At 66.5% G+C, this 21,153-nt stretch carries 23 protein-coding genes and 1 pseudogene; 14 read left to right on the plus strand and 10 right to left on the minus strand.

From position 1 onward, the window contains the following. The 6 genes from AB0M45_RS24470 to AB0M45_RS24495 all read left to right on the plus strand — a co-directional run bounded on the left by AB0M45_RS24470 (window position 1) and on the right by AB0M45_RS24495 (window position 6,205). Window positions 1-1,407, plus strand: a complete 1,407-nt coding sequence (locus tag AB0M45_RS24470; protein WP_364333494.1) for a nucleotidyltransferase family protein — start codon at window positions 1-3, stop codon at window positions 1,405-1,407. Further along, window positions 1,404-2,138 carry an HAD family hydrolase gene (locus AB0M45_RS24475; protein ID WP_364333497.1) on the plus strand — a complete coding sequence of 245 codons (735 nt, stop codon included), beginning with the start codon at window positions 1,404-1,406 and terminating at the stop codon, window positions 2,136-2,138. Before AB0M45_RS24470 ends, AB0M45_RS24475 begins: the two co-directional genes overlap by 4 nt. After that, window positions 2,123-3,064, plus strand: coding sequence for a diacylglycerol kinase family protein (locus tag AB0M45_RS24480; RefSeq protein WP_364333500.1), 942 nt, complete (start codon window positions 2,123-2,125; stop codon window positions 3,062-3,064). The genes AB0M45_RS24475 and AB0M45_RS24480 overlap by 16 nt, the downstream gene beginning before the upstream one ends. Continuing rightward, a complete protein-coding gene (locus AB0M45_RS24485; RefSeq protein ID WP_364333503.1) occupies window positions 3,061-3,840 on the plus strand; it encodes an SDR family NAD(P)-dependent oxidoreductase in 780 nt (259 codons plus the stop codon). The genes AB0M45_RS24480 and AB0M45_RS24485 overlap by 4 nt, the downstream gene beginning before the upstream one ends. Before the next feature lie 504 nt (window positions 3,841-4,344). Then, a complete protein-coding gene (locus tag AB0M45_RS24490; protein WP_364333506.1) occupies window positions 4,345-4,950 on the plus strand; it encodes a recombinase family protein in 606 nt (201 codons plus the stop codon). Between the two features lies 1 nt (window position 4,951). Next, a complete protein-coding gene (locus AB0M45_RS24495; protein ID WP_364333509.1) occupies window positions 4,952-6,205 on the plus strand; it encodes a S1 RNA-binding domain-containing protein in 1,254 nt (417 codons plus the stop codon). A gap of 65 nt (window positions 6,206-6,270) precedes the next feature. Here the strand turns inward: AB0M45_RS24495 and AB0M45_RS24500 are convergent, their stop codons facing one another. Then, window positions 6,271-6,645, minus strand: a complete 375-nt coding sequence (locus AB0M45_RS24500; protein ID WP_364333512.1) for a Tn3 family transposase — start codon at window positions 6,643-6,645, stop codon at window positions 6,271-6,273. Window positions 6,646-6,739: 94 nt separating this feature from the next. On the opposite strand from AB0M45_RS24500, the gene AB0M45_RS24505 reads away from it, so the two are divergent. After that, a complete protein-coding gene (locus AB0M45_RS24505) occupies window positions 6,740-7,258 on the plus strand; it encodes a hypothetical protein (RefSeq protein WP_364333515.1) in 519 nt (172 codons plus the stop codon). A gap of 1 nt (window position 7,259) precedes the next feature. Here AB0M45_RS24505 and AB0M45_RS24510 read toward each other — a convergent pair whose 3' ends face one another. Together AB0M45_RS24510 and AB0M45_RS24515 are read right to left on the minus strand one after the other, a co-directional pair. Further along, the gene (locus tag AB0M45_RS24510; protein ID WP_364333569.1) at window positions 7,260-8,003 is read right to left on the minus strand and encodes a tyrosine-type recombinase/integrase; all 744 of its coding nucleotides are present in this window, start codon (window positions 8,001-8,003) and stop codon (window positions 7,260-7,262) included. Between the two features lie 1,495 nt (window positions 8,004-9,498). After that, window positions 9,499-10,050: a DUF4158 domain-containing protein gene (locus tag AB0M45_RS24515; RefSeq protein WP_364333518.1), complete on the minus strand. Its 552-nt coding sequence runs from the start codon at window positions 10,048-10,050 to the stop codon at window positions 9,499-9,501. A 759-nt stretch (window positions 10,051-10,809) separates the two neighbouring features. On the opposite strand from AB0M45_RS24515, the gene AB0M45_RS24520 reads away from it, so the two are divergent. Continuing rightward, a complete protein-coding gene (locus AB0M45_RS24520; RefSeq protein WP_364333521.1) occupies window positions 10,810-11,331 on the plus strand; it encodes a hypothetical protein in 522 nt (173 codons plus the stop codon). A gap of 141 nt (window positions 11,332-11,472) precedes the next feature. Here the strand turns inward: AB0M45_RS24520 and katG are convergent, their stop codons facing one another. Together katG and AB0M45_RS24530 are read right to left on the minus strand one after the other, a co-directional pair. Next, window positions 11,473-13,704 (minus strand): catalase/peroxidase HPI, encoded by a 2,232-nt coding sequence (gene katG / locus AB0M45_RS24525; protein ID WP_364333524.1) that lies wholly within the window; start codon window positions 13,702-13,704, stop codon window positions 11,473-11,475. Window positions 13,705-13,742: 38 nt separating this feature from the next. After that, window positions 13,743-14,186, minus strand: a complete 444-nt coding sequence (locus AB0M45_RS24530) for a Fur family transcriptional regulator (protein WP_364333527.1) — start codon at window positions 14,184-14,186, stop codon at window positions 13,743-13,745. Between the two features lie 202 nt (window positions 14,187-14,388). Here AB0M45_RS24530 and AB0M45_RS24535 point away from each other — a divergent pair, with 202 nt between their 5' ends. After that, window positions 14,389-14,715 carry a hypothetical protein gene (locus AB0M45_RS24535; RefSeq protein WP_364333531.1) on the plus strand — a complete coding sequence of 109 codons (327 nt, stop codon included), beginning with the start codon at window positions 14,389-14,391 and terminating at the stop codon, window positions 14,713-14,715. A gap of 3 nt (window positions 14,716-14,718) precedes the next feature. Here the strand turns inward: AB0M45_RS24535 and AB0M45_RS24540 are convergent, their stop codons facing one another. After that, entirely contained in the window at window positions 14,719-15,117 is a 399-nt protein-coding gene (locus AB0M45_RS24540) for a winged helix-turn-helix transcriptional regulator (protein WP_364333534.1), read from the minus strand. Here AB0M45_RS24540 and AB0M45_RS24545 point away from each other — a divergent pair. After that, complete coding sequence (locus AB0M45_RS24545; protein ID WP_364333575.1) at window positions 15,053-15,247, plus strand: hypothetical protein; 195 nt, start codon at window positions 15,053-15,055, stop codon at window positions 15,245-15,247. The two genes, AB0M45_RS24540 and AB0M45_RS24545, sit on opposite strands and share 65 nt — an antisense overlap. A 1,290-nt stretch (window positions 15,248-16,537) precedes the next feature. Here the strand turns inward: AB0M45_RS24545 and AB0M45_RS24550 are convergent. Together AB0M45_RS24550 and AB0M45_RS24555 are read right to left on the minus strand one after the other, a co-directional pair. Then, window positions 16,538-16,951, minus strand: a complete 414-nt coding sequence (locus tag AB0M45_RS24550; protein WP_364333537.1) for a rhodanese-like domain-containing protein — start codon at window positions 16,949-16,951, stop codon at window positions 16,538-16,540. Window positions 16,952-17,018: 67 nt separating this feature from the next. Next, window positions 17,019-17,525: a cysteine dioxygenase family protein gene (locus tag AB0M45_RS24555; protein ID WP_364333540.1), complete on the minus strand. Its 507-nt coding sequence runs from the start codon at window positions 17,523-17,525 to the stop codon at window positions 17,019-17,021. Window positions 17,526-17,879: 354 nt separating this feature from the next. Between AB0M45_RS24555 and AB0M45_RS24560 the strand changes: the two are divergent. The 3 genes and pseudogenes from AB0M45_RS24560 to AB0M45_RS24570 form a co-directional block, all read left to right on the plus strand. Then, window positions 17,880-18,173, plus strand: a pseudogene (locus AB0M45_RS24560) (protein kinase); the annotation flags it as partial. Between the two features lie 85 nt (window positions 18,174-18,258). Continuing rightward, window positions 18,259-18,834 (plus strand): protein kinase, encoded by a 576-nt coding sequence (locus tag AB0M45_RS24565; protein WP_364333543.1) that lies wholly within the window; start codon window positions 18,259-18,261, stop codon window positions 18,832-18,834. A gap of 54 nt (window positions 18,835-18,888) precedes the next feature. After that, complete coding sequence (locus tag AB0M45_RS24570) at window positions 18,889-19,116, plus strand: peptidoglycan-binding domain-containing protein (RefSeq protein ID WP_364333546.1); 228 nt, start codon at window positions 18,889-18,891, stop codon at window positions 19,114-19,116. 14 nt (window positions 19,117-19,130) lie between these two features. On the opposite strand, the gene AB0M45_RS24575 is transcribed toward AB0M45_RS24570, so the two are convergent. Beyond that, window positions 19,131-20,198 (minus strand): NAD-dependent epimerase/dehydratase family protein, encoded by a 1,068-nt coding sequence (locus tag AB0M45_RS24575; protein ID WP_364333549.1) that lies wholly within the window; start codon window positions 20,196-20,198, stop codon window positions 19,131-19,133. A 170-nt stretch (window positions 20,199-20,368) separates the two neighbouring features. Between AB0M45_RS24575 and AB0M45_RS24580 the strand changes: the two genes are divergently transcribed. Further along, window positions 20,369-20,566: a hypothetical protein gene (locus AB0M45_RS24580; protein ID WP_364333552.1), complete on the plus strand. Its 198-nt coding sequence runs from the start codon at window positions 20,369-20,371 to the stop codon at window positions 20,564-20,566. Window positions 20,567-20,588: 22 nt separating this feature from the next. Here the strand turns inward: AB0M45_RS24580 and AB0M45_RS24585 are convergent, their stop codons facing one another. Beyond that, window positions 20,589-20,930: a hypothetical protein gene (locus tag AB0M45_RS24585; protein ID WP_364333555.1), complete on the minus strand. Its 342-nt coding sequence runs from the start codon at window positions 20,928-20,930 to the stop codon at window positions 20,589-20,591. Window positions 20,931-21,153 lie beyond the last annotated feature (223 nt).

Raw genomic sequence — 21,153 nt, forward strand, 5'->3', positions numbered from 1 at the left:
ATGACCGACACCATGATCGCCGCGGGCGGGACGGACGCCGAGCGTCTGCTGGTGCACGCCGCGCTGGCCGCACCAACCGAATCCGAGCGCGCCGAGCTGGCCGAGCTGGCGCACCGGGTCACGGACTGGGCGGCCTTCCTCGAGCTGGCGCAACTGAACGCGACGGTTCCGCTGGTGCGGCGCTCCCTGCTCGCCGCCGGGTTGTATTCGCTCGTCCCGCCGTTGACTCGAGTACGGTTCGACGCCGTCACGGAGCGGATCGCGGCCGCGAACGACCGCCGTCTGGCCGGTGCGGTGGAGCTGGTCCGCCGGTTCGGCGAGCGCGGTGTGCGCTGCGTGGTGCTCAAGGGCATGCTCTTCGCCACGGAGATCTACCACGACCCGCGCTACAAGCGGATGAACGACCTGGACATCCTGGTGGAACCGGAGCAGGTCGACGCCGTCGTCGAGATCTATCGTGAGCTGGGGCTGTTCGCGACCTCGGAGCTGCTGGGCAAGGCGCCCAAGGCGCGGACCGAGCGCTCGCACCACCTGCCGTCGTTCGTATCCCGCGACGGCTCGCTCGTGGTGGGCACCCACTGGGGGCTGATCACGCCGCTGGCGCCCTACACGGTCGACTATGCCGCGATCTGGAAACGCGTGCGGCGCATCGATTTCCACGGTGTACCCGCGTGGGCGATGGCACACGAGGACAATCTGCATCACCTGGGCATCCACCTGCCCTACTACAAGACCGGCGTCCGAGAACTCGGGGACATCTGGAACCTGGCCCGGTACGCGGGCGCCGATCTCGACTACGACGTGCTCGCCGCCGAGATCGCGGCGGCGGGTAGCGAAGGGCTGATGTACCACGCCCTTTCGCTCGCCCACCGGCTGGTGCCCAACTCGAGCTCTGCCGTGTTGCTGGACCGGATCGCGCCGCGCGTGGACCGGTTCACGCGTGGCGACACCGCGCGCAAGATCGGCGACGTGCACACGCTGCTCCGCAGCCGCTCCACGCACACCTCCCGCATCGAGAAGGCCTACACCGAGTTCAACATGACCGCCGACGCACGGGAGAAGCTGGATGGGTTCGGGCGGCTATGGTCCGGGCTCCTGCTGGTCCCTGGCGCGGAGGCGGCCCGGATGAGCTCGCTTCGCGATCCTGGCCCGCTGGCCGCCATCGGCGCGCGCGTGATCGCGCCATACCGCCTGACCCGCGTATTCCAGCGCGACCTCGGCCGATGGCTGTTCCCCGCCGCACTCGCCAAGACGGTCTATGACCTCGGCGCGGCATACGCCGGAGAGCTCCGGTCGCGCACCAGGCTCGGCGGTGCGCGGCCCACGCCGCCCGGCATCGACGAATACGCCGCCCGGCTCGGCCTGACCAGGGCGGATCTGCAAGCTGTACTGGACAGCCAGGAATGAGCGCGCGACGCACCGTGCTGTGGGACCTGGACGGCACCCTGATCGGACTGCGGCGGCGCACCTTCGCGACGCTGATGCCCGCCGGAGCGGCCCGGGTGTTCCGCGATCTCATGCCCCCGCAGCGTTTCCTGCCGATGTTGCGCCGCACGCTGCGGGACGTGCGCGCCAACGACACCGACCACACCAATACGGAGCTGATGCTCCGACTGCTCGCCGAACGCGTTGGCACCAGCCGCGACGTGGCCGCGGCCCGCCTGACCCGGCTGTCGGAGGTCGAATTCGTCCGGCTGCGAGCGTGTTTCCCGCCGAGCCCGGCCGCGGTCGCGACGGTGCGCCGACTGGCGGCGGCAGGTGCGCGTCAGGTGGTCGCGACCAACCCGTTGTGGCCACGCAGCACCGTCGAGACCAGGATCCGATGGGGCGGACATGATCGCGCGTCGTTCGCGTTCACCACCAGCGGTGAGACCATGCGCCGCGCCAAGCCGCGGCTCGATTTCTATCGCGAAGTGCTCGACCACCTCGGCGCGGCGGCGGGGGATTGCGTGATGGTCGGCAACGATCCCGTAAGCGACGGACCCGCGGCGCACCTGGGGATTCCGGTGTTCCTGCTCGGTGCGCGGAGCACCGACATACCACCCGCCGTGGCCCGCACCGGATTGGTCACCACGGGAGACCACCGCGCGTTACGCCGGTGGCTCGGCATCGAGGAGGATTCGTGCTCGTCGTCCTGAACCCGCGGTCCAACGCGGGCACCGCGCTGCGACGCTGGCGTCCGGTGGAATCGATACTGCGCACACGGCATCCGGACTTGTCCGTCGAACTGCCGTCCGACCCGCAGCACGCCACCGAGATCGTGCGCGCGGCCGTCACCCGGCCGGATCCACCGTCGGTGCTGGTCGCCGCCGGGGGCGACGGCATGGTGAACCTGGTGCTGAACGCCCTCATGGACCCCGCGACCGATCGTCCCCGAACAGCCGAGCCGGCGCTCGGCGCGGTAGGACTTGGTAGTTCCAACGACTTCCACAAGCCGGTGCCCTCGAGCGCACGCGTCGGCGCCATCCCGGTGCGGCTGGATGTCGCGCGCGCCGACCTCGTCGACGTCGGCAAAGCCAGCGTGCTGCTGGCCGACGGCACCCGCGCCGTTCGCTACTTCTTGCTCAATGCCAGCATGGGACTGGTCGCGGCGGGCAATCATTCGTTCAACCACGCCACCGGCGTGGTCGGCTGGCTCAAGTCACGCAGCGTCGAAACCGCCATCCTCGCCACGGCACTGGCCACCATCGCCACCCACCGGCCGCTGCCGGTCGCGGTGCGCGGGGGAGCCTGGACCCACACCGCCCCGATCACGAACATCGGCGTGCTCAAAAGCGTGCACTTCGCAGGCGGTATGCACTACGACACCGAGGTCACCCGCGGCGACGGCCAGTTCGACGTGAACATCTGGGCCGCGGCGGGCAGGTTACGGACCCTCGGCCTGATCGCCGGACTGTACGCCGGGCGCTTCCGGCGGTCCCGGCTGGCGGTGTGCTACCGGGACGCGGCGGTGGAACTGCGGCCCGACCGTCCGGCGCCGCTGGAACTGGATGGTGAGATCACGATGGTGGAATCGGCGCGACTGGAAGTTCTGCCGCGGGTACTGAAGGTGTGCGCCGCATGACCGTCGTGCTCATCACCGGAGCCGCGAACGGCATGGGCGCGGCCACCATGGAACATCTTGCGGCGCTGGGATACACCGTTGAAGGATGCGACCGGGTGGCCGCGCCGGGTGTCGCCCGAGCGGACGTGCGCGACGCGGAAGCGGTGGACCGCTGGGTCCGCGACGCGCACGCACGGCACGCCCGGATCGACGCGGTCGTCACCTTCGCGGCCTACGGCGTGGTCGGGGCGATCGAGGAGACCACGCCCGAGGAAGCCGCGGCGCTGTTCGACGCCAACGTGCTCGGCACGCATCGGGTGCTGCGAGCCGTGCTGCCACTACTGCGCGACCAAGGCACGGGCCGGGTGATCGTGGTGAGCTCGGGAGCTGGCGCCATCGCCGAGCCGTACGGCGGTTGGTACTCGGCGACGAAGGCGGCGGTCGAGCGGATCGGCGAGGCCGCGCGGATGGAGGCGGCCGGGTTCGGTGTACACGTGTCGGTGCTCATACCCGGATGGACCGTCACCCCGATCATCGACACGGCAGTGCACGTGGCCGCCCCGATCGCCGCATACGACCGCGACCGCGCGGCCGTGCTGAACCTGGTGCGCGGCTACCTGGCGGCGGGACAGCCCGCTGTGACGGTAGCCAGGAAGGTCGCGGCGATCCTCGCCGCCGACCGGCCACGGCAGGCCTACCTGTGCGGCCGCGATGTCCGGTTGTCCTTCTGGACCCGCAGGCTGGTCCCGGCCTCCGTCTACGAGCGACTGGTACGGCGTTACTACGGTTTTCGATAGTCGCGGTAGCCCGGCCCGGCCTGCCGATCTCGAAGTCGCCCAGGCAGGCCGAGCCCAGGTTTATGCCGGTGCCGACGTTCACCGTGGTCGAGCCCTCCGATTCCGGTGTGTAATTGCCGCCCACGTACTTGGCACGCAGCACATGGTTTCCGGTGGTGGTCGGCTTCCACTCGATTGTCGCGGTGAGGGAGACACCGGTGGTCGGCGTCGCGCGATTCACCGTGGGACACTACCGAGGAAATTTCAGTCGCCCAGAACTCTGGGTGCCGTTAAGGATCGTGTCACCAGGTACATGAAGACCGATGCGGTGTCACCGGTGGACATCGGGGCTTTGGGCGAAGCGGCAATGCCCCGGCAGACCGCGACCTCGGCGTCCGTAAGCCGAACCTCCAACGGACACACGGGAGAACCTTTGTCTGATTGTGCCGACCAGGCGAGATGCCGTCTCATTAAGGGTGTCCGCTGATCTGTCCGATGAGGGGAGGTCTACCGTACGCTTCCCGTGTGACCGCAACTCTCATCGGCTACGCTCGCTGCTCCACCGACGAGCAGGACCTGACTGCTCAGCGACATACGCTGTGTGGCCTCGGAGTCGCAGAAGACCGGATCTACCTCGATCACGGCCTCACCGGCATTCGCCGCACCCGGCCAGGTCTCAACCAAGCTCTCGCGGCCGTCCGCGTCGGCGACACCCTGGTCGTCCCCAAACTCGACCGACTCGCCCGTTCGGTGCCCGACGCCCGCGAGATCGGTGACTCCCTGGTCGCACGCGGTGTGAAGCTGTCGTTGGGCGGCACCATCTACGATCCGGCCGATCCGATGGGCAAGATGTTCTTCAACATCCTGGCCACCTTCGCTGAATTCGAGGTCGACTTGCTGCGGATGCGCACACGTGAAGGGATGGCCGTCGCGAAGGCGAAGGGCAAGCTGAAAGGCAAGCAGCCCAAGCTGTCGGTCCGCCAGCAGTCCCATTTGTTGCAGCAGCACCAGTCTGGCGAGCACACCATCGCCGATCTCGCAGAACTGTTCTCCGTCAGCCGGGCGACGGTCTACCGGGTCCTGGAACGCCAGAAGACCACTGTGTCCTCATCGACCCGGTCAGGGCAGTGACGTGCTGCCCTACGTCTACCGGGTCACCAAGTACGACCCCGCCGACCGTGACGAGCACGGCGGATATACCGGTGCCGAGGAATCGGTCAGCGACCACGGGCCGGTCGAAGCCGCCTACCTGCAGGCAGTGGCCGCCTTCGCCGAAGACACTGGCGTCCACCAGTTGACCATCCGAGAACCGCGGATCACCGGCCTCCTCCGCTTCGGCGTGGAGCCGGCCGTCGAGGGCCACGGACTGGCCGGGCTCTTCCCGACCGACCTCACCGGTTACCACGACGGCGCGCAGGTGCCGGTGGCCGTCGGCCTGGAGTTGGTTCGAGCAATGCTCCGCGAGAACGGCGCCTCGTGCCGCCTGGAGGTAGAGGACGTGTTCGCCGTGCACGTCGGGTGGGACCAGTACCTCTACGTCGGCACCAACCAGCCCTGCGAAAGGGCGCTGTCCCGCACCCGCGAACTGGGGCTGTTTCCCGAACGACTCAAGGCATCCCCCTACGATGCGGCTCTCGACGACGTGCCCGGCGAACAGCGACCCGCCGACGACATTTTCTGGGCCCGGCTGAGCTGGTGCATCACCACATACCAAGCTGTCCTCTTGGAAGAGGGATACATCCTCAACGCGTCCCGCTGGCACCGACTCACCAGCGACACGGTCGATGCAGTCCGCGCCGAACTCACCCCTCGTGCTCAACTCACCGTCTGGCCAGACCTGTCCACCGACGTCGACGAGATCCTTGCAGCTCTCCCCGACGAAGGCCTGATCGAACTCGTCTGGGAGGACGAACACGGACAGATCACCAGCACCATTGCCGACGAGACCCAGTTCACCGAACTCGCAGCGCAGATCACCGACGCACGGGCCGCAACCGTGCTTTCCCTATACGTCGACGAACGCCACCCCCTGTTCACCGCCGTCCTGCCCGACATCGACGGCATCCTGCGGGCCCGATGGAGGACCGAACCGACCCCGAGCGACCACGACTGGGCGTTCTTGAAGACCCTGCACCGGGGCCAGATCTGCAACGGCACCGTCAGCAAGATCGCCAACTTCGGGGTGTTCGTCGACATCGGCGGCTTCACCGCGGTGATCAACATTCCGGAACTGTCCTGGCGACCCGCCAACCACCCCTCCGAGATCCTCACCGTCGGCCAGAAGATCACCGCACAGATCCTCGACGTCGACATGGTGCGCGAATGTGTGACTCTGTCACTCAAGGCGCTGCAAGAGGATCCGCCAGGTCGGGTCGGTGCTCGATAACACTGCCAGCAAAGGTAAAGGTATCGAGGCGGTGCGACCGATCTGCGACGAAATCCGCACACTCGTCACCGACCTGGCTGGCCTCCTCGCCCACTGAGCATGAGGCGACTGGTCATGTTCAGCTTGACCTCGCCGTAGGGCAAGATGTGTTCCCAGAACAGCGGCGTCACCCCGCGTTTGTCGGCCGGGGTGACCAGGATCTCGCCGGTGTCCGGGTCGTCGAGCAGGTCTTGGATCATGAGGGTATTGACGTAGACCAGGGAGGCTTGCACCATCCGCAGGCACTGCACACTCAGCTCCTGCTCGTCGGCGCGGTTGGAGACCATCTCCCCGGTCTTGCTGTAGTAGATCACGCTGTTGGCCCGGTTCCAGGACTCGATGACGTTGAGGCCTTCCTCGATCTCGCGCTTCAACTCGCGCCTGCGCAGGTAGCGGCACATTCTGTGGAATCCAACCTATCAAGGGGTGCCGAGGATTCTGCTGTTTCGATTATGTGGTGGCCGGTCGGGCTGAAGGCAGGGAGACTTAGATGCTGTGGACATGGGGATCTCTGGTTTCGAGCCGTTCTTCCTGGTGGGGATCGAAGCGGTTCGGCAGGAGCACGGATCCCGCCTGGCGATGCTCGCTGGTAGGCGGCTGACGGGGTTCGCCCTGGTGCGTTTCGCAGAGAACGGAGATTGGTTCGCCGACTGCCCGGTGGTGCTGGACTTCAACGGCACTCGCGTGGAGGTTTGCCACTGGAAGCTCGATGAGCTTTCGATCAGCTGGGACACGATCGACACTGCGGCGACCGTCACCGGGTGGGAGTGGTTCGAGTTGACGCCCCAGTGGTCTTATAACGATGAACGCCTCGAACCGTTCGTCGGCCAGGAACTGTGCGAGGTCGCGCTCCTCGAATGGCAGCCGGCAGACCGTGACCTGGCAGCTGGAACGGTAGCGGTGGAGTTCGCTTTCGCTGGGGGCAGTCTGCGGATCGCCAACGGACTCGACGAGAACCGCATCGAGGTTGGCATGGCCCAGCCGGATTACATTCGGCACCGACTGGGCCGTTGAGCTACTGCTCTGCTGGTCTCCGGTTGATCTGTATGACAGGCAGGAGGGTGGTCTGAGCTGGGATGCCAATCTGTCGGGGAGTCGGTCCGGCCGGTGTCCGAACGTCGACAAGCCGTTCAAGGAGCTGGTCGAGAGCGCTCTGTCCTTCGTCGACCGCGGCGCGTTCGTCGTCGGTGAGCGGAACACTGGCCAGCATCCGTTGCAGATTCTCCTTCGCCTCCAGGAGTTGGCCCTTGCTGGATTCCTTTGGCGTGTAGAAAGCGCAACGGGCGCAGGCCATTCGGTGGGGGCACTGTTCGAAGAAGCTGTAAGTGCAGTAGCCGTGGCCGAGGTCGTAGTACTGCCACGGCTCGCCGACGGCGGCTTGGCCGGAGGTGACGGCGTCGCGGTCGACGAGGATCTCGATGGTGCGGACGTTGCGGGCGAAGTAGCCGGCGTCGTCGTAGGCCCTGGCCAGGGTGTTCGGGGTGATCTTGGCGTAGTGCTGGGTCGAGGCCGGGCTGCGGTGCCCGAGCCAGGCTTGCAGCTCGAACAAGGTCATGGGTTCCTTGGCGTTGTAGAGCTGGCTTGCGATGGTGGACCGGGCTCGGTGGCTGGTGATGTTGCCTCGAACGTCGGCGGTCGGCACGCCCGCTTTGCAGCAGAGTGCCGGGATGATCGCGGTGTTGATGTAGGACTTGCCGACGTGGCGAGCGCGGAAGGCGAACAGGAACTCCGCGTATTCGCCGGTCTTGCGGTCGAGCATCTTCGGCTGTTCCGGCCGGACCGCTTCCCATGCCTCGATGGCCTGTCCGAGCAGCGGATCGACCGGCTTGGTGAAGGCGTGCCGGTCTTGTGGGTCGGAATGTCCAACAGGCACACGGCATCTCGGGCAAGGACTTCGTCGGTGTCGCCGGGGATCGGCATCCCGTCGTGCTGCCAGCGGATGCAGCCGACCCGCAGTCGCGCGATCTCATCGCTGCGCTGGCCAGCGAACAGCCAGGTCAGGGTGATCGCGCGAACGAGCTCGATCGGATAGCAGGGCCGATTGGCGACCGCAGCGATCGCCGGGAGATCGTCCGGCTCGATGTTGAGACCCGCCCACAGCAGTTTCGCCCACACGTCATCGGCGATCACGCGCGGATTCGGGCCGATCAGCGACAACACGCTGCGTGGAGTCCCCAGCGCCGAAGTGGGATCGAACCGTCGCGGGAGCCACTCCCATTCCTGCATGTCCCGGAACACGATCCTGGTCGCGGTGAGATAGGCCGCCTTGGTGCGCGGGCTCAACGGTTTGCCGGACCGCTTGGACAGCCCGACCGTGCGTTGGACGTAGTCGCCGACGTTCATGCGGTCCACGGCCGCGACCCAGGCCGCGCAGGTCTGCCGGGTCCACTGGCCCGGCTCGGTGATCTCGGGATGCTCGGCGACGAGCCAGCGACCGGCCTTCGCCATGGCACCGCGGAAGATGCCGCGAACCTTCGGGGTGAGAGTGGATGTCGCATACCAGCGTTCGACCCAGTCCACCCACTGCTGGTGTGTGCCCTCGATCGCGGGCTTCGACCCGTGTTTCGCCAACGACGGCGGATCACAATGCCCGAGCGCAGCCACCGCCCGCTGGAAACCGTGCAGGGTCCCGACGTGGCAGTGAGCCACGGCCGGATTGGTCCGAAGCTCGTCGAACGCCGCAGTGGTGAGGTCACTCAGTCGTGGGCTCCGATTCAACAGCAGCACAAGGCAAACGACGCTGGATAAGCGGTCGTCGTTCGGGTTGGCGATGCGGTATCCCCAGGCATTGAGGACCCCGGCGAGCTGGTCGACAACACTTTCCACGACATCCTTGCCGAAAACCCGCCATGCCAACCGCTGCTTGTCGGCGTGACCGAGCAACTGGAAGTTGGTGAATCCGGTGAGCAGGTAGGCGTAGGCAGTCAGGTAGGGGCGAATGGTCCCGTCGATCCACCCGGGCCAAGGCTGCTCGAATTCCTTTTGGCCAGTGCCGATCAGACGCACCCAATCCTGGTCTGACCACCCCCAGAACGCGGTACCGTCCTCGGCACAGCGCATCAGGATCAACGCGATGGCATCGGTGATCGCCCGCTGGTAGTACCGCGAATCCGGGCACCACATCGCCGCGCGGGCATCATCGAGAGGACGCAGCAACCGTTCGATGGCCTCCCACTGCGCAAGTCGCGGTCGTAGCCGCGCCGTCGGCGCACGTTCATGCCCAGCTGGGGTGAGAGCGTCTCGCTCGGCCGGACTCAGGTCCGGATGCCGGTCGTAGCAGACCGTGTCGACGGGCCATATCCAGGTTTCTGAGCGGCCCGCCTGACGGCGGCCGCTGAGGAACGCGGGCTCACCGCGTCGCTACTTCCGCCCGCGCCCGGATCCGACCGGATCGCGGCGAACACCGTCGGGCCGTCCTCGACATCGGCCTCGTTGTCGCCGACACCGATCAACGCGAACATCCGGTCGACCACCTCGTCCGACAGCCGGGATGCGACCCGAGCGCACAGCAGCTCCTCGCCGCGGCTCAACGCCGACCGCACGATCCGGTCGATCCGGCCGGCCGTGGGCGGCTCGATCCGCTCTACCCGGCACCTCGCCAGCAGGTGGTCGCGGACCGCCTCGACACCCCGCTGAGCCTGCGTGACGTTGTTCACCAGCCAATCCGTCATCGCTTCAGCGTCGGCCACCGAGCACTCGCGAAAGCCCAGTGACCCGCGAAGCCGAGCGCGGTGCGCATTGCTCGTGCGCCCGGTGAAGTCGTAGAACGCGATCTCGGTCCGCTCGACTCCGACCTGGCGGGCCACGCGTCATCAGGGATCTCGCTGCGACCCCGAGGAAACCGGGCCCGCTCGGTATAGAACCACAGCATCAGGGCGAACCCAAGTTTCGCTGCGCCCCGCTTGGTTGCAACCAGCCCCCATTCCTTACCGACCAGCGTCCACCGGTCGATCAGCTCATCCTGATCGAGCTCCCTCATCACGCGCGAAACCTACACTGCGCCAACCCCCAGCAGCTGGGTTTCGGAACCTTCATGTACCAGGTGACACGATCCTTAACGGCACCCCAACTCCACCGGCGGAATATTGCTGCCCAGTCCGAGTGCTGAACTGCCTGCCACCGTGGCCGTCGCTTGCACCGCACACCCCACCGCCGCTCTACCGGACAGCGCCACCGTGGTGGTGACATCACCCGGCGCGGCGACGGCCGCGCCTTGCGCACTCAGCGAAACGGCCCCTGCCGCGACAACGGCCGCGAAAAGCACTGATCCAGACCGAAAACAACGTGATATCGCGGCAAACCTTTGATGGACAACATATTCGGCTCCCGTACAAGCGACACTATCGAATCCGATCAGTTTCGGCGTCGTATATCCCTGCCGCAAGCTTTTTCGGCCGCACCGCAGGAGGCCGGGCTGGTCACCCGATGATCTCGGGAAGCCGACCGCACGAAGATTCGATGGCCGGGCGCGTCCCGGCAAGCGCGGCAGGGTATTCGGTGACTTGTAGGGTTCATGGCGGGCCGGAAGATGGCCGGTCGGCTGCGCGGAGAAAGGAACGGCGGGGATGTCGGACGCATCGGTCGAGGTGCTCTTGGACGACTTCGAGAACAAGGACAAATGGGAACTCGCGGGGGAGGGAGCGAACCGGACACACCTCACCACATTCGCCGAGGGCGCGCCGAGCAAGACGCCGGGCGTCTACGCAGACGGCGTGGCGGGCGCCGACTACCGCGCGCTCGTGCTGCTGATCCGCTCGGCGACCGACGATCTCGAGGTCGACCTCGTGGCGAAGCCGGGGCAGTTGTCCTCCATCGCCGGGCGGTTCGCGGCCGTGCGCCTGTGGGTGCGCTCGCCGCATGCATCGATCCGGGTGTCGGCGCGCCTCCACACCGAACAGGGCGAACGAGAACTGGTGCTAGGCAGCATCTCCGCCAGCGGCGAATGGCAGCGCCTCGAACACGAACCGGCCGACCCCATCGCCGACGCCGAACTCATCGCCCTGAAGATCCGGCTCACCGAGGTCGTCAAGCGGGAAGGCGAAGTCATGATCCTGCTCGACGACCTGACCGCCCACACCGCGGCGTGACCACACACCTGGATTTCGGACGCAACATGCTCAGGTCGATACTCGTGGGCTACTGCCCGCACAGCTGCACCCCGCGAGCCGACACAGCTCGCGGGGTGCAGGTGCGGATGCCCGGCCCACGAGCCGGACATCACACCGTGATCAGGCCAGCTCGAACCGATTCAGGTTCATCACCTTGTCCCACGCGGCGATGAAGTCCTGGACGAACTTCTGCTTCGAGTCGTCGGCCGCGTAGACCTCCGCGAGAGCGCGCAACTGCGAGTTCGACCCGAAGACCAAGTCCACGCGGCTGCCGGTCCACCGCGGTTCACCGGTGACGCGATCCTTGCCCACGTAGGTCCCGTCGTCGGCCGGCGACGGCTCCCACTTCGTGCCCATGTCGAGCAGGTGTACGAAGAAGTCGTTGGTCAACGACTCGGGGGCGGCAGTGAAGACGCCCAGCGGCGACTGCTTGTAGTTCGCGCCCAGCACCCGCAGGCCACCGACGAGCACCGTCATCTCGGGAGCGCTCAGGCTCAGGAGATTCGCCTTGTCGATCAGCAGGTACTCGGCTGGGAGCCGGTTGCCCTTTCCGAGATAGTTGCGGAAGCCGTCGGCATTCGGCTCGAGCGCGGAGAAGGACTCCACATCGGTTTGCTCCTGCGTGGCGTCCGTGCGTCCCGGCGTGAACGGCACCTCGACGTCGAATCCGGCGTTCTTGGCGGCCTGTTCGACGGCTGCGCACCCGGCGAGCACGACGAGATCGGCGAACGACACCCTCGTGGTGCCGGTCTGGGCGGAGTTGAAGGCCTCCTGGATCTCTTCCAGGGTGCGCACCACCTTGACCAGCTCGTCAGGGTTGTTGACCTCCCAGCCGCTCTGCGGCTCGAGGCGAATCCGACCACCATTGGCACCGCCGCGCTTGTCGCTGTCGCGGAACGACGACGCGGCCGCCCACGCGGTGGAAACGAGCTGTGCCACGGTCAGACCCGACCCCAGGATCCGGCCCTTGAGGGTGGCGATGTCGACCGAGCCGATGAGGTCGTGCGTCACCGGAGGCACCGGGTCCTGCCACAGCAGCGTCTCCTCCGGGACCAGCGGCCCGAGGTAACGCACGATCGGCCCCATGTCGCGGTGGGTCAGCTTGTACCACGCCTTGGCGAACTCGTCCGCGAGTTCCTTGGGGTGGTCGAGCCAGCGACGGGTGATCTGCTCATAGACCGGGTCGACCCGCAGCGAGAGATCCGTCGTCAGCATCACCGGGGTGTGGGTCTTCGACGAGTCGTGGGCGTCGGGCACCACACCCGCCCCGGCGCCGTCCTTGGGAACCCACTGCCATGCACCGGCAGGACTCTTGGTCTTCTCCCACTCGTAGCCGTACAGGGTCTCGAGGAAGCTGTTGTCCCACTTCGTCGGGGTGGGCGTCCAGGCGCCCTCCAGGCCGCTGGTGATCGCGTCCTTGCCGGCGCCGGTGCCGAAAGAACTCTTCCAGCCGAGCCCCTGCTCCTCCAGCGGGGCCGCCTCGGGCTCGGGACCGACGTGGTCGGCCGGTCCGGCGCCGTGCGTCTTGCCGAAGGTGTGGCCGCCGACGATGAGCGCCGCTGTCTCGACGTCGTTCATGGCCATGCGGTGGAACGTTTCCCGGATGTCGGCCGCGGCGGCGAGCGGATCCGGATTACCCTTGGGCCCTTCCGGATTCACATAGATCAGGCCCATCTGGACCGCGGCCAGCGGCTTCTCGAGGTCCCGCTCGCCGCTGTACCGCCCGTCACCGAGCCACGTCTGCTCCGGACCCCAGTAGACGTCCTCCTCCGGCTCCCACTGGTCGACGCGACCGCCGCCGAAGCCGAAGGTCTCGAACCCCATGGACTCCAGCGCGACATTGCCGGCGTAGACGATCAGGTCGGCCCACGAGAGCTTCTTGCCGTACTTCTTCTTGACCGGCCACAGCAGGCGGCGAGCCTTGTCCAGGCTCGCGTTGTCGGGCCAGCTGTTGAGCGGCGCGAACCGCTGCATACCGGCTCCGGCACCACCGCGGCCGTCGTTGATGCGGTAGGTGCCCGCGGCATGCCAGGCCATCCGGATGAAGAACGGCCCGTAGTGGCCGTAGTCGGCGGGCCACCACTCCTGCGAGGTCGTCATCACCTCCTCGATGTCCCGCTTCACCGCAGCCAGATCGAGGGTCTCGAATTCCGCGGCGTAGTCGAAATCCTCGTCCATGGGATTCGCGACAGCGGGGTTCTTCTGCAGGATCTTCACGTTGAGCTGGTTCGGCCACCAGTCACGGTTGCCTCCGCCCTCGGTCGGGTACTTCAGGCGAGCGGACGCAACGGGGCACCCGGTTGCTCCGGATTCCGTTTGGGCCTCTGCAATGGGCGGATGTTCCTGAGGCACAGGCATTTCCTTTCGAGGATGGGTGAATCGGGCTGTGGTCACTGGTGTGATCGGGAGGTCTCCGATGTCGAGCAGTCGGGGCATAGACCCCAGTAGATGACTTCGGCCTCTTCGAGGACGAAACCGTTGTGGTCCGACGCGTTGAGGCACGGTGTATCGCCCACGGCGCAGTCGACGTCGGCGATGACGCCGCACGACCGGCACACGACGTGGTGGTGGTTGTCCCCGACCCGCGTCTCGTAGCGCGCGACGGAGCCCATCGGCTGGATGCGCCGGACCAGTCCGGCGGCGGTCAGCGCTCGCAGCACGTCGTACACCGCCTGGTGGGACACGGCACCGAGAGTCTCGCGCACGCGAGCGAGGATCGAGTCCGTGTCGGAGTGGGGATGGTCGTGCACCGCGGTCAGTACCGCCAACCGTGGTGCCGTCACTCGCAGGGCCGCCCCGCGCAGCATGCGCTCGAAGTCTGCATTCGTGGGCACAGTCGTAGTGTGCCGCTTTTTCTGGAATCAATCAAGTCTATGAGCAATGCAATATTGCAAATGTTGACATCAACTGCTGTTGACAACATATGATGTCAAAACCTCGTGCAGCCTGATCAACTCGATGCAGACGTCACCGCGAGAGCTGTGGGCATGCAGGCGCTTGGACCGATTCAGCAACGACCGTGGCAAGGGAGCAGCGGTGAGGGCGAAACCACCCGCGCTGGGATATCTCCGCAGGGATGTGTCAGGTGTGTCCCAGACCTGGGATGAGGCGCAGCTACAGAGCTTGGCGAAACGGCTGGGCTACGAGTTGTCCAAAACCGTGACCTTCGGCGCCGCCACCGGCGAGCCGGTGGCCCGATTGATCGACGTCGTCCGAGCCTGCGCGGTCGATGCGGTCATCTCACCAGGCCTGCACCACTTCGACGGGGCGGTACCCGAGGAATTGGTGGAGGTGTGCGATCTGATCATCGTGACACCGCAGGAGACCTTCTCGCGAACGGTTCTACCGCGGCTCTGGGCATAGGTCTCACTCCCTGCTGCACGGCGAGCGGTCGTACCTCGAACTCCCGTACCGCAAGGCTCCCCGTCCCAGGGCCTGACGGACAGCCGTGTCAATCGTCGACAAGAGGGTGCTCTCCCCCCACCTGAGCATCGCGTAGAGGATGTCGCTGAGACTCTCGCCCTCGTCGGTGAGCTGGTAGACGACGCGCGGCGGCACTTCGGCGTGCGCGTAAGGATCCGCTGGGTGTTCCAGGGCGCGGAGGCGGTCGGTGAGGGTCTTGGCGCTGGGGCAGCCCAGGGCGGCACGCAGATCCCCGAAGCGTTTCGGACCGGAGAGCAGCTCCCGGACGATCGCGCGCGTGCTGGTTTCGGCCGAACTGCCCCGCAGCGTCGAGGCCGCCACGGTGGACGGTCCCGCCCGCACCTACATGGAGAACCTCGCCGCGCCCTGGTCCGCGCCACTGGTACGTGCCAGGCAAGTCGCCTACCCGCTTCCGGGCGACCTGCCCGTCCCGTGCGTCGCGCTCGACGACCTCGGGCCGTCGCCGCCCTGATCACTGCGACCACTCCGCCGCCATTCCAGATCGTGGCCGGTCCGCAGGCCCTGACCGGAGACCAGGTCGCCGCCGAACTCACCGCGGCCCTGGGACACCCCGTGCGGTGGAACGCCATAACTCCCGCCGCCTATCAGGAGATGCTGGCCCCGCACTTGGGAGCCGAGGCCGCCGAAGGGGGTCGCCGCGGCATACACGCCACCGCCCCCGGGCACGCCACCGCCTACGCAACCCGATCCGTCGGTGGTAACGACCGGCGCCACCAGCCTGCGCGACTGGGCGGCACGCCAGAACTGGCCCGCCTATGCCCCGAGATCTGCTCTCCATCCTTAACGGGAAGCCGCTCAGGAACACCAGCACATCGTCACGGAACGCCATTTCAGAGAAATTGTGGCCCGCCCAATGCCGCAGCAGCACTGGGCGGGCCACTTCCCCGTTGCCGGGCGAACGCCGCCACGTCCACCGGCCACGGCCATAGTACGCAATGGCGCAGCCATGTAGGGGAAGCCACGCGAACCCGGCGAGCATCGACTCGCAATCATTTCCGGATCTGAACGGACGTCCAACGGAAAGATACTGCGGGACATGCACTTCAATGCGATTGCCGAAGGCAGCGACGATCGCCTGCGCCGGTTGATCTGCGCGGAGCCATGGCGGTCAGCAGGACGAAACCGCCGGTCGGCAACCACATTGCCGCGCGGGCCGACCAAAACTCTACGTGCGACGACTCGACCGCGAGGTGCATGCACCAGATCGGCGATCTGCATCGATTCCATCGCGTTCGGCCGGAAGTTGCTTTATCGATACCGGTTTCGCGTCGCTTGTGCATACGCAGGCGACTTCGGCCATCGGCTATTCGACCTGGCAACTACGCGATCCGCTGGTTCGGGTATGGAGGAAGCTGAATATGGGGGCGAACGAATCGGACCGCGGCCCCCACAGGGTCAGCTTGCGCTGCCGCTTCCGGCTTGGAGAACGGCCGTCAAGAGGTCGGCGAGAACGGTGAGGATTTCCACAACTACTCCATCTTGTTCGGAAACTGGAAAGCCAGGAGTCTGTACGCCGCGATTGTCCTTTTCATGAACGTGATGTGAACAAGAAGGGTCGAAGGTCGACGGGCTGCGGATCGAATGTTCGTACCGACTTCCGATCAACCGAGTATCGCGGCGCAGGGAAGTCGGGCAGTTCCGAGCACTACATTTATCCACGGTACGGAGTGCTATTTCACTACGTGTCGCATTTTGCGGCGACGACGCACGACCGAGCGGTCATCAACCGCGGACCTGGTGGTTACGGCACTGCCGGTGTTCCGCCCGGTACCACTGGCAGCCCGGCTGCCTTCCACGCTCGGAAGCCGCCGATGAGGTCGGTGGCGTGACGCAACCCGAGGCGGCGGACATCGGCCGCGGCGAGACTGGACGCGTAGCCTTCGTTGCACATGATCACCACCGGGGTATCCGCGTCGATGCCCGGTAGCCGGTGTTCCCCGGCCGGATCGAGGCGCCACTCCAGCACTATTCGCTCGACCACCACCGCGCCCGCGATCTCTCCCTCGGCAAGGCGGTTGGCATACGGCCGGATGTCCACCATCAGCGCTCCGTCGGTCTGCAACACCGCCGCCTGTTCCGGGGTGACCCGATCCAGCCGCACACGGGCCCGCTCGACCATCTCCTCCGCGCCGATGCTTGCTGTTCGCTCACTCATGCCTGCGCCTCGATGACGCTCGGCTCTGGCACGCACGAGTGCTCGGCTGTGTCGATGGTTCGCTCGCTCATACGCCCGCGAAATCCGTCAGAGTGCGGTACTCACGCACCGGCCGCAGAGGCGGCGAGTACGCATGCGCCGAGGCGGCGGGGCGGGCACTGCGGTTACTGAGCTGGTGCGCTCGATCGGGTCCGAACGCGACCGTGTCACCCACCTGCCCTTCCGTGGTTCGGACAGGGCCGCCCACGTGCAGATACTCCTCGCTGAGCTGGCCGATCGAGACGGTGAAAGCGCCTGCCGCGCCGCCGTGATCATGCGGTTCGGTGCCTTGTCCCGGAGCCCACGACAGGAGCCACACCTCGACGCCCATGGTCAGCGCGAGCCGAGTCCACCAGCGTTGCTCGGCGGTGAACCGGACCATATCCAGTAACGGCGTCGCCAGTTCGGCGGCCACCTCGCTGGTCAGCCGGTGTAGTTGCCTGGGTGTCCACAGTGGCCGCTCCGGGTGGATCGCCTCCTGAACCAGCGGCACGTCGATATCGGGATGAATATCCCGGGCGTGCTCGAGATTCACCGCGAGGGAACTGGTGATATGTGCTCCTGACGTGGTCGTACGGACAACCCGGCGGCACCTACAGCGTCGTGATGCGGTCGCGCCGCTTGGATTATCCGCCGTCGATGCGCGCATGCCACCAAACAGAATCAGCGCGAACAAAATTCGACCGCCTGCCTTCCGAGAACCGGTACGGCGTCGACCCAGGACAGTCGCGCAAGAACCGTATTCGCTGATCGCGTTCACGGCCCCATTCTCGGCGTAATTCTCGCCGGGGGAGTCGCTGCGGAGGATATGGGAGTGTCCACTGCGGAGCTGACGCCCGGTACCGAGCTCGCGGGATACGTGCTCGAGCAGAAGCTCGGGTCGGGCGGCATGGGCACGGTCTATCTCGCGACGCATCCGAACCTGCCCAAACAGGTCGCCCTCAAGGTACTCGCCGAGTCACACGATTCCGCGGGATTCATCAATGAGGCACGGATGGCCGCGCAGCTCGAACATCCGAACATCGTGGACATCAAGGACTACAGGGAGGTTGACGGCACACTCTGGATGTCGATGCAGGATGTATCCGGCGGCGATCTCGCCGAGCTGGTGGATGAGCATCGCAGGGGGATCGCCCCCGACCGGGCGCTGTACATCCTCACCGAGGTCGCGAAGGCACTCGACTTCGCCCATGCGCGCAGTGTCGTGCACCGAGATGTCAAGCCCGCCAATATCTTTCTCGCCCCGGGGCGACGATGGCGTCGACCGTGTGCTGGTCGGAGACTTCGGCATCGCGCGGGACGTGGATGCCACCGTCGCGACCTACACGGGCACGGCCAGCCGCACCGATGCGTACGCACCCCCGGAGCAGCGTGCGGATCGCCGCGTCGACCGCCGCGCCGACGTGTACGCGCCCGGAGTCACCTGCTACGAGTTGCTCACCGGTCATCTGCCCACCGTGGTGGTCGGGCGGGTCCGCGACCGGATACCTTCCGCCCTGCGTCCCGTTCTGGCGAAGGCGACCGCGGGCGAGCCCGAGGACCGCAACCCGAGTTGCGGCGCGTTCGCGCAAGCCGTGGCCGCGGCACTGGGTGGCCGCTCCACACTCCGGCTGGTGACGCCCGCGCGGGTCGCCATCGCGGGCACGGTGGCGGCCGGGCTGGCGTTCGGCGCCCTGCTGTGGGCGGTTCGGTCGCCGTCCGATTCGCGCGCATCATCCGATACGTCGGCACAGCCGAGCGCGGCTGCTTTGCCCAGCGCTGTCACTTCACCACCGCGGTGCCGACCGGCGACGCCTACCACGCCCTGGTGCCGAGCACCGCGGATGGAGGGCGGCGGTGTCTAGTGTCCTTCGCCGACTCCCATCCGGGGGGAAAGGACCGCGGCGCCCATCGAAGGGGTGCGTGCGCTGCAGAACGCATTGCGTCGCTGCTACCATCGCGAACTGCCCTCGGTAGATGGTATTTACACCTCCGCGACCGGCCTGGCCGTCCTCTACGTCCAGGATCTGCACCGAATTGATCAGGACGGCGTCTTCGGTCCGCAGACCTCCGGTGTCATGCGGTGGCCGCAATTCCGCGACAGCGACGGCGAATTCTCCGCCTGCGTCGGGATCGACCCGCCGTAGCGGCCACATCATTCTCAATGGAGCTGGTCGACCGGGTCTCGGCCACCGACGCCGGAAGCGAACTCGCGCCATCGCCATGGTCCGCCCGCATCGGCGGCCAGCGGTGGGGTGTCGTCCCCTGCTCCTGCGCGCACACCGGCCAGCAACTCTTGCAGAGCTTCGACCGCGGTGTAGCGCGACGTCCACCCGAGCTCGGCACGGGCCCGTCCGGTGTCCAGAATCGGAAGACGCATTACCGCGTCGAACAACTCGGGTGCCGCGGGCAGCAACCGTGCGTGCCATGCCACAGCGAGCATTCCGCGCACCAGCGCGGGCGGCACCGGCACCACACGAGCGTCGAACAGCTCGGCCAAACGAGATCGGTCGAGCACCGGTTCCGCGGCCAGGTTGAACGGCCCATGGGCGTCGGTCGTGACTGCGCGCGCATAGGCCCGGCCGATATCGTGGCTGTGCACCGCCTGGAACCTCAGGCCGCGCGGAATCGGCAAGATCGGTGTGAGCTCCGGCCGGACCAGGGGATTCGGCAGCAACGGACCGGCAAACAGTCGGCGCTGCTCGCTGGCGGTACCCCGTCGGAAGATGAACGCCGGTCGCATCCGAACTACCCTGCGATCCGGGCCCTCGGCCTCGAATCGATCCAATAGCCGCTCGACATAGGCCTTCTCGCGCGTATACGCCGCAGGAGGCCAACCGTCGGTTGGCCAGCTCTCCGGCACCGGCTCGTCGTCGCGACACGGAGAGTAGGCACCGACCGACGAGGCGTAGACCAAGGCGGGTACCTGCGCCGCCGCTACCGCGCGCAGCACGCGTTCCGTGCCGCCGACGTTCGCACGCCACGTGACCAAAGGCTGATGCGTGGGCTGGAACAGCCATGCCAGGTGAACCACCACGTCAGCGCCGTGGAAGAGGGCTTCCAGGTCGTCGGTTCGCACATCCGCGCGCGCCCATTCGACCCCGTCGCGAGGCTTCCCCGGCACTCGCCGCGCGATCCCTACGATCGAGTCGACCCCCGTTTCGTCCGATAGCGCCTCCAGCACGCTTGTTCCGACATTCCCGGTGGCACCGACAACAACGACTCGCATTGTCCGCTCCTTCGCTCGGCGGCGGGATTCGTAAGCGACTTACCCTCGGTCTCGGCAACGACACCCGAGCCATGCGGTCGGTGGCTCATTGTCAGCCACCGGCGCGGCTGCGTCACCGATGGCAATCGGGGTACGCCCCGAGTAGTGGGTTACCGAGCCAGGAGGACGCTATGGAACGCGGAAGCAGCAAACACGGTCCGGTACGCGATGACGAACTGGCCCATGAGTTGGAGGGCACTTTGCGCGGCAACCGGTCCAGCCGGGCGGAGGAATGGCGCGATCCCGAGCCGCCGGCCGATGACGACGCGCTCATCAACGAACGAGTGCAGCGAACCGAACGCCCACCGGAGGCCACCGAGCCGGAATGACCCGCTCGGAATCGAGCGGGTCTCAGGCCTCGGCCGAGTCGATGTCCGAGCCGGGCACGGCGGCGCACAACTGGTCGATCTTCCGCTCGATCCGTTCGATGTCCGCCGCGTCCGCCCGGAAGAGAAGATGTTTCGCGCCGAGCAGCAGGATCGCTTGGAAGACGAGTTGCAGCCATTCGCTCTGCCAATTCTCGAACGTGCTGGCGAAAAAATTCGCCCAGAATCCCGGCCACTCGAACGGTTGCTCGTGCACCTGCTGAATACGGTGGTATTCATTCAGTTGGCTGACGAACTGCCCGAACCATGAACCCGCGAAGAGCAGCACCAGCAGGTAGACGGCTCCCCAGCGTCGCAAGTGAGACATACGCCAGCGATACCCAGGGGGAGTCGCCACATGCGGATGTATCGGGCGTCGCGGTGGATGAATAGTCCAGCCCGGAACTACACACCCACCGCAACATTTCGATCCCACTGCCACGAGCGGATGCGACACTAGACGAGTAAGTCCGAAGCTCGGTCAGTGATCGTAGGCGGTCAGTGACCGGGTGATCGGTGCGCCGATGGTGTGGTTGTGCCAGATCGCGGCG

Origin of the sequence: Nocardia sp. NPDC051787 (genome assembly GCF_040681325.1) — a bacterium.
Classification (GTDB): Bacteria; Actinomycetota; Actinomycetes; order Mycobacteriales; family Mycobacteriaceae; genus Nocardia.

Bases quoted from the DNA above. Each gene is read 5' to 3' on its own strand.
- AB0M45_RS24580 (WP_364333552.1), top strand. From the start codon at position 20,369: ATGGAACGCGGAAGCAGCAAACACGGTCCGGTACGCGATGACGAACTG.
- AB0M45_RS24550 (WP_364333537.1), bottom strand. From the start codon at position 16,951: ATGAGTGAGCGAACAGCAAGCATCGGCGCGGAGGAGATGGTCGAGCGG.
- AB0M45_RS24475 (WP_364333497.1), top strand. From the start codon at position 1,404: ATGAGCGCGCGACGCACCGTGCTGTGGGACCTGGACGGCACCCTGATC.
- AB0M45_RS24520 (WP_364333521.1), top strand. From the start codon at position 10,810: ATGTCGGACGCATCGGTCGAGGTGCTCTTGGACGACTTCGAGAACAAG.
- AB0M45_RS24575 (WP_364333549.1), bottom strand. From the start codon at position 20,198: ATGCGAGTCGTTGTTGTCGGTGCCACCGGGAATGTCGGAACAAGCGTG.
- AB0M45_RS24585 (WP_364333555.1), bottom strand. From the start codon at position 20,930: ATGTCTCACTTGCGACGCTGGGGAGCCGTCTACCTGCTGGTGCTGCTC.
- AB0M45_RS24470 (WP_364333494.1), top strand. From the start codon at position 1: ATGACCGACACCATGATCGCCGCGGGCGGGACGGACGCCGAGCGTCTG.
- AB0M45_RS24510 (WP_364333569.1), bottom strand. From the start codon at position 8,003: ATGCTCGACCGCAAGACCGGCGAATACGCGGAGTTCCTGTTCGCCTTC.
- AB0M45_RS24485 (WP_364333503.1), top strand. From the start codon at position 3,061: ATGACCGTCGTGCTCATCACCGGAGCCGCGAACGGCATGGGCGCGGCC.
- AB0M45_RS24500 (WP_364333512.1), bottom strand. From the start codon at position 6,645: ATGTGCCGCTACCTGCGCAGGCGCGAGTTGAAGCGCGAGATCGAGGAA.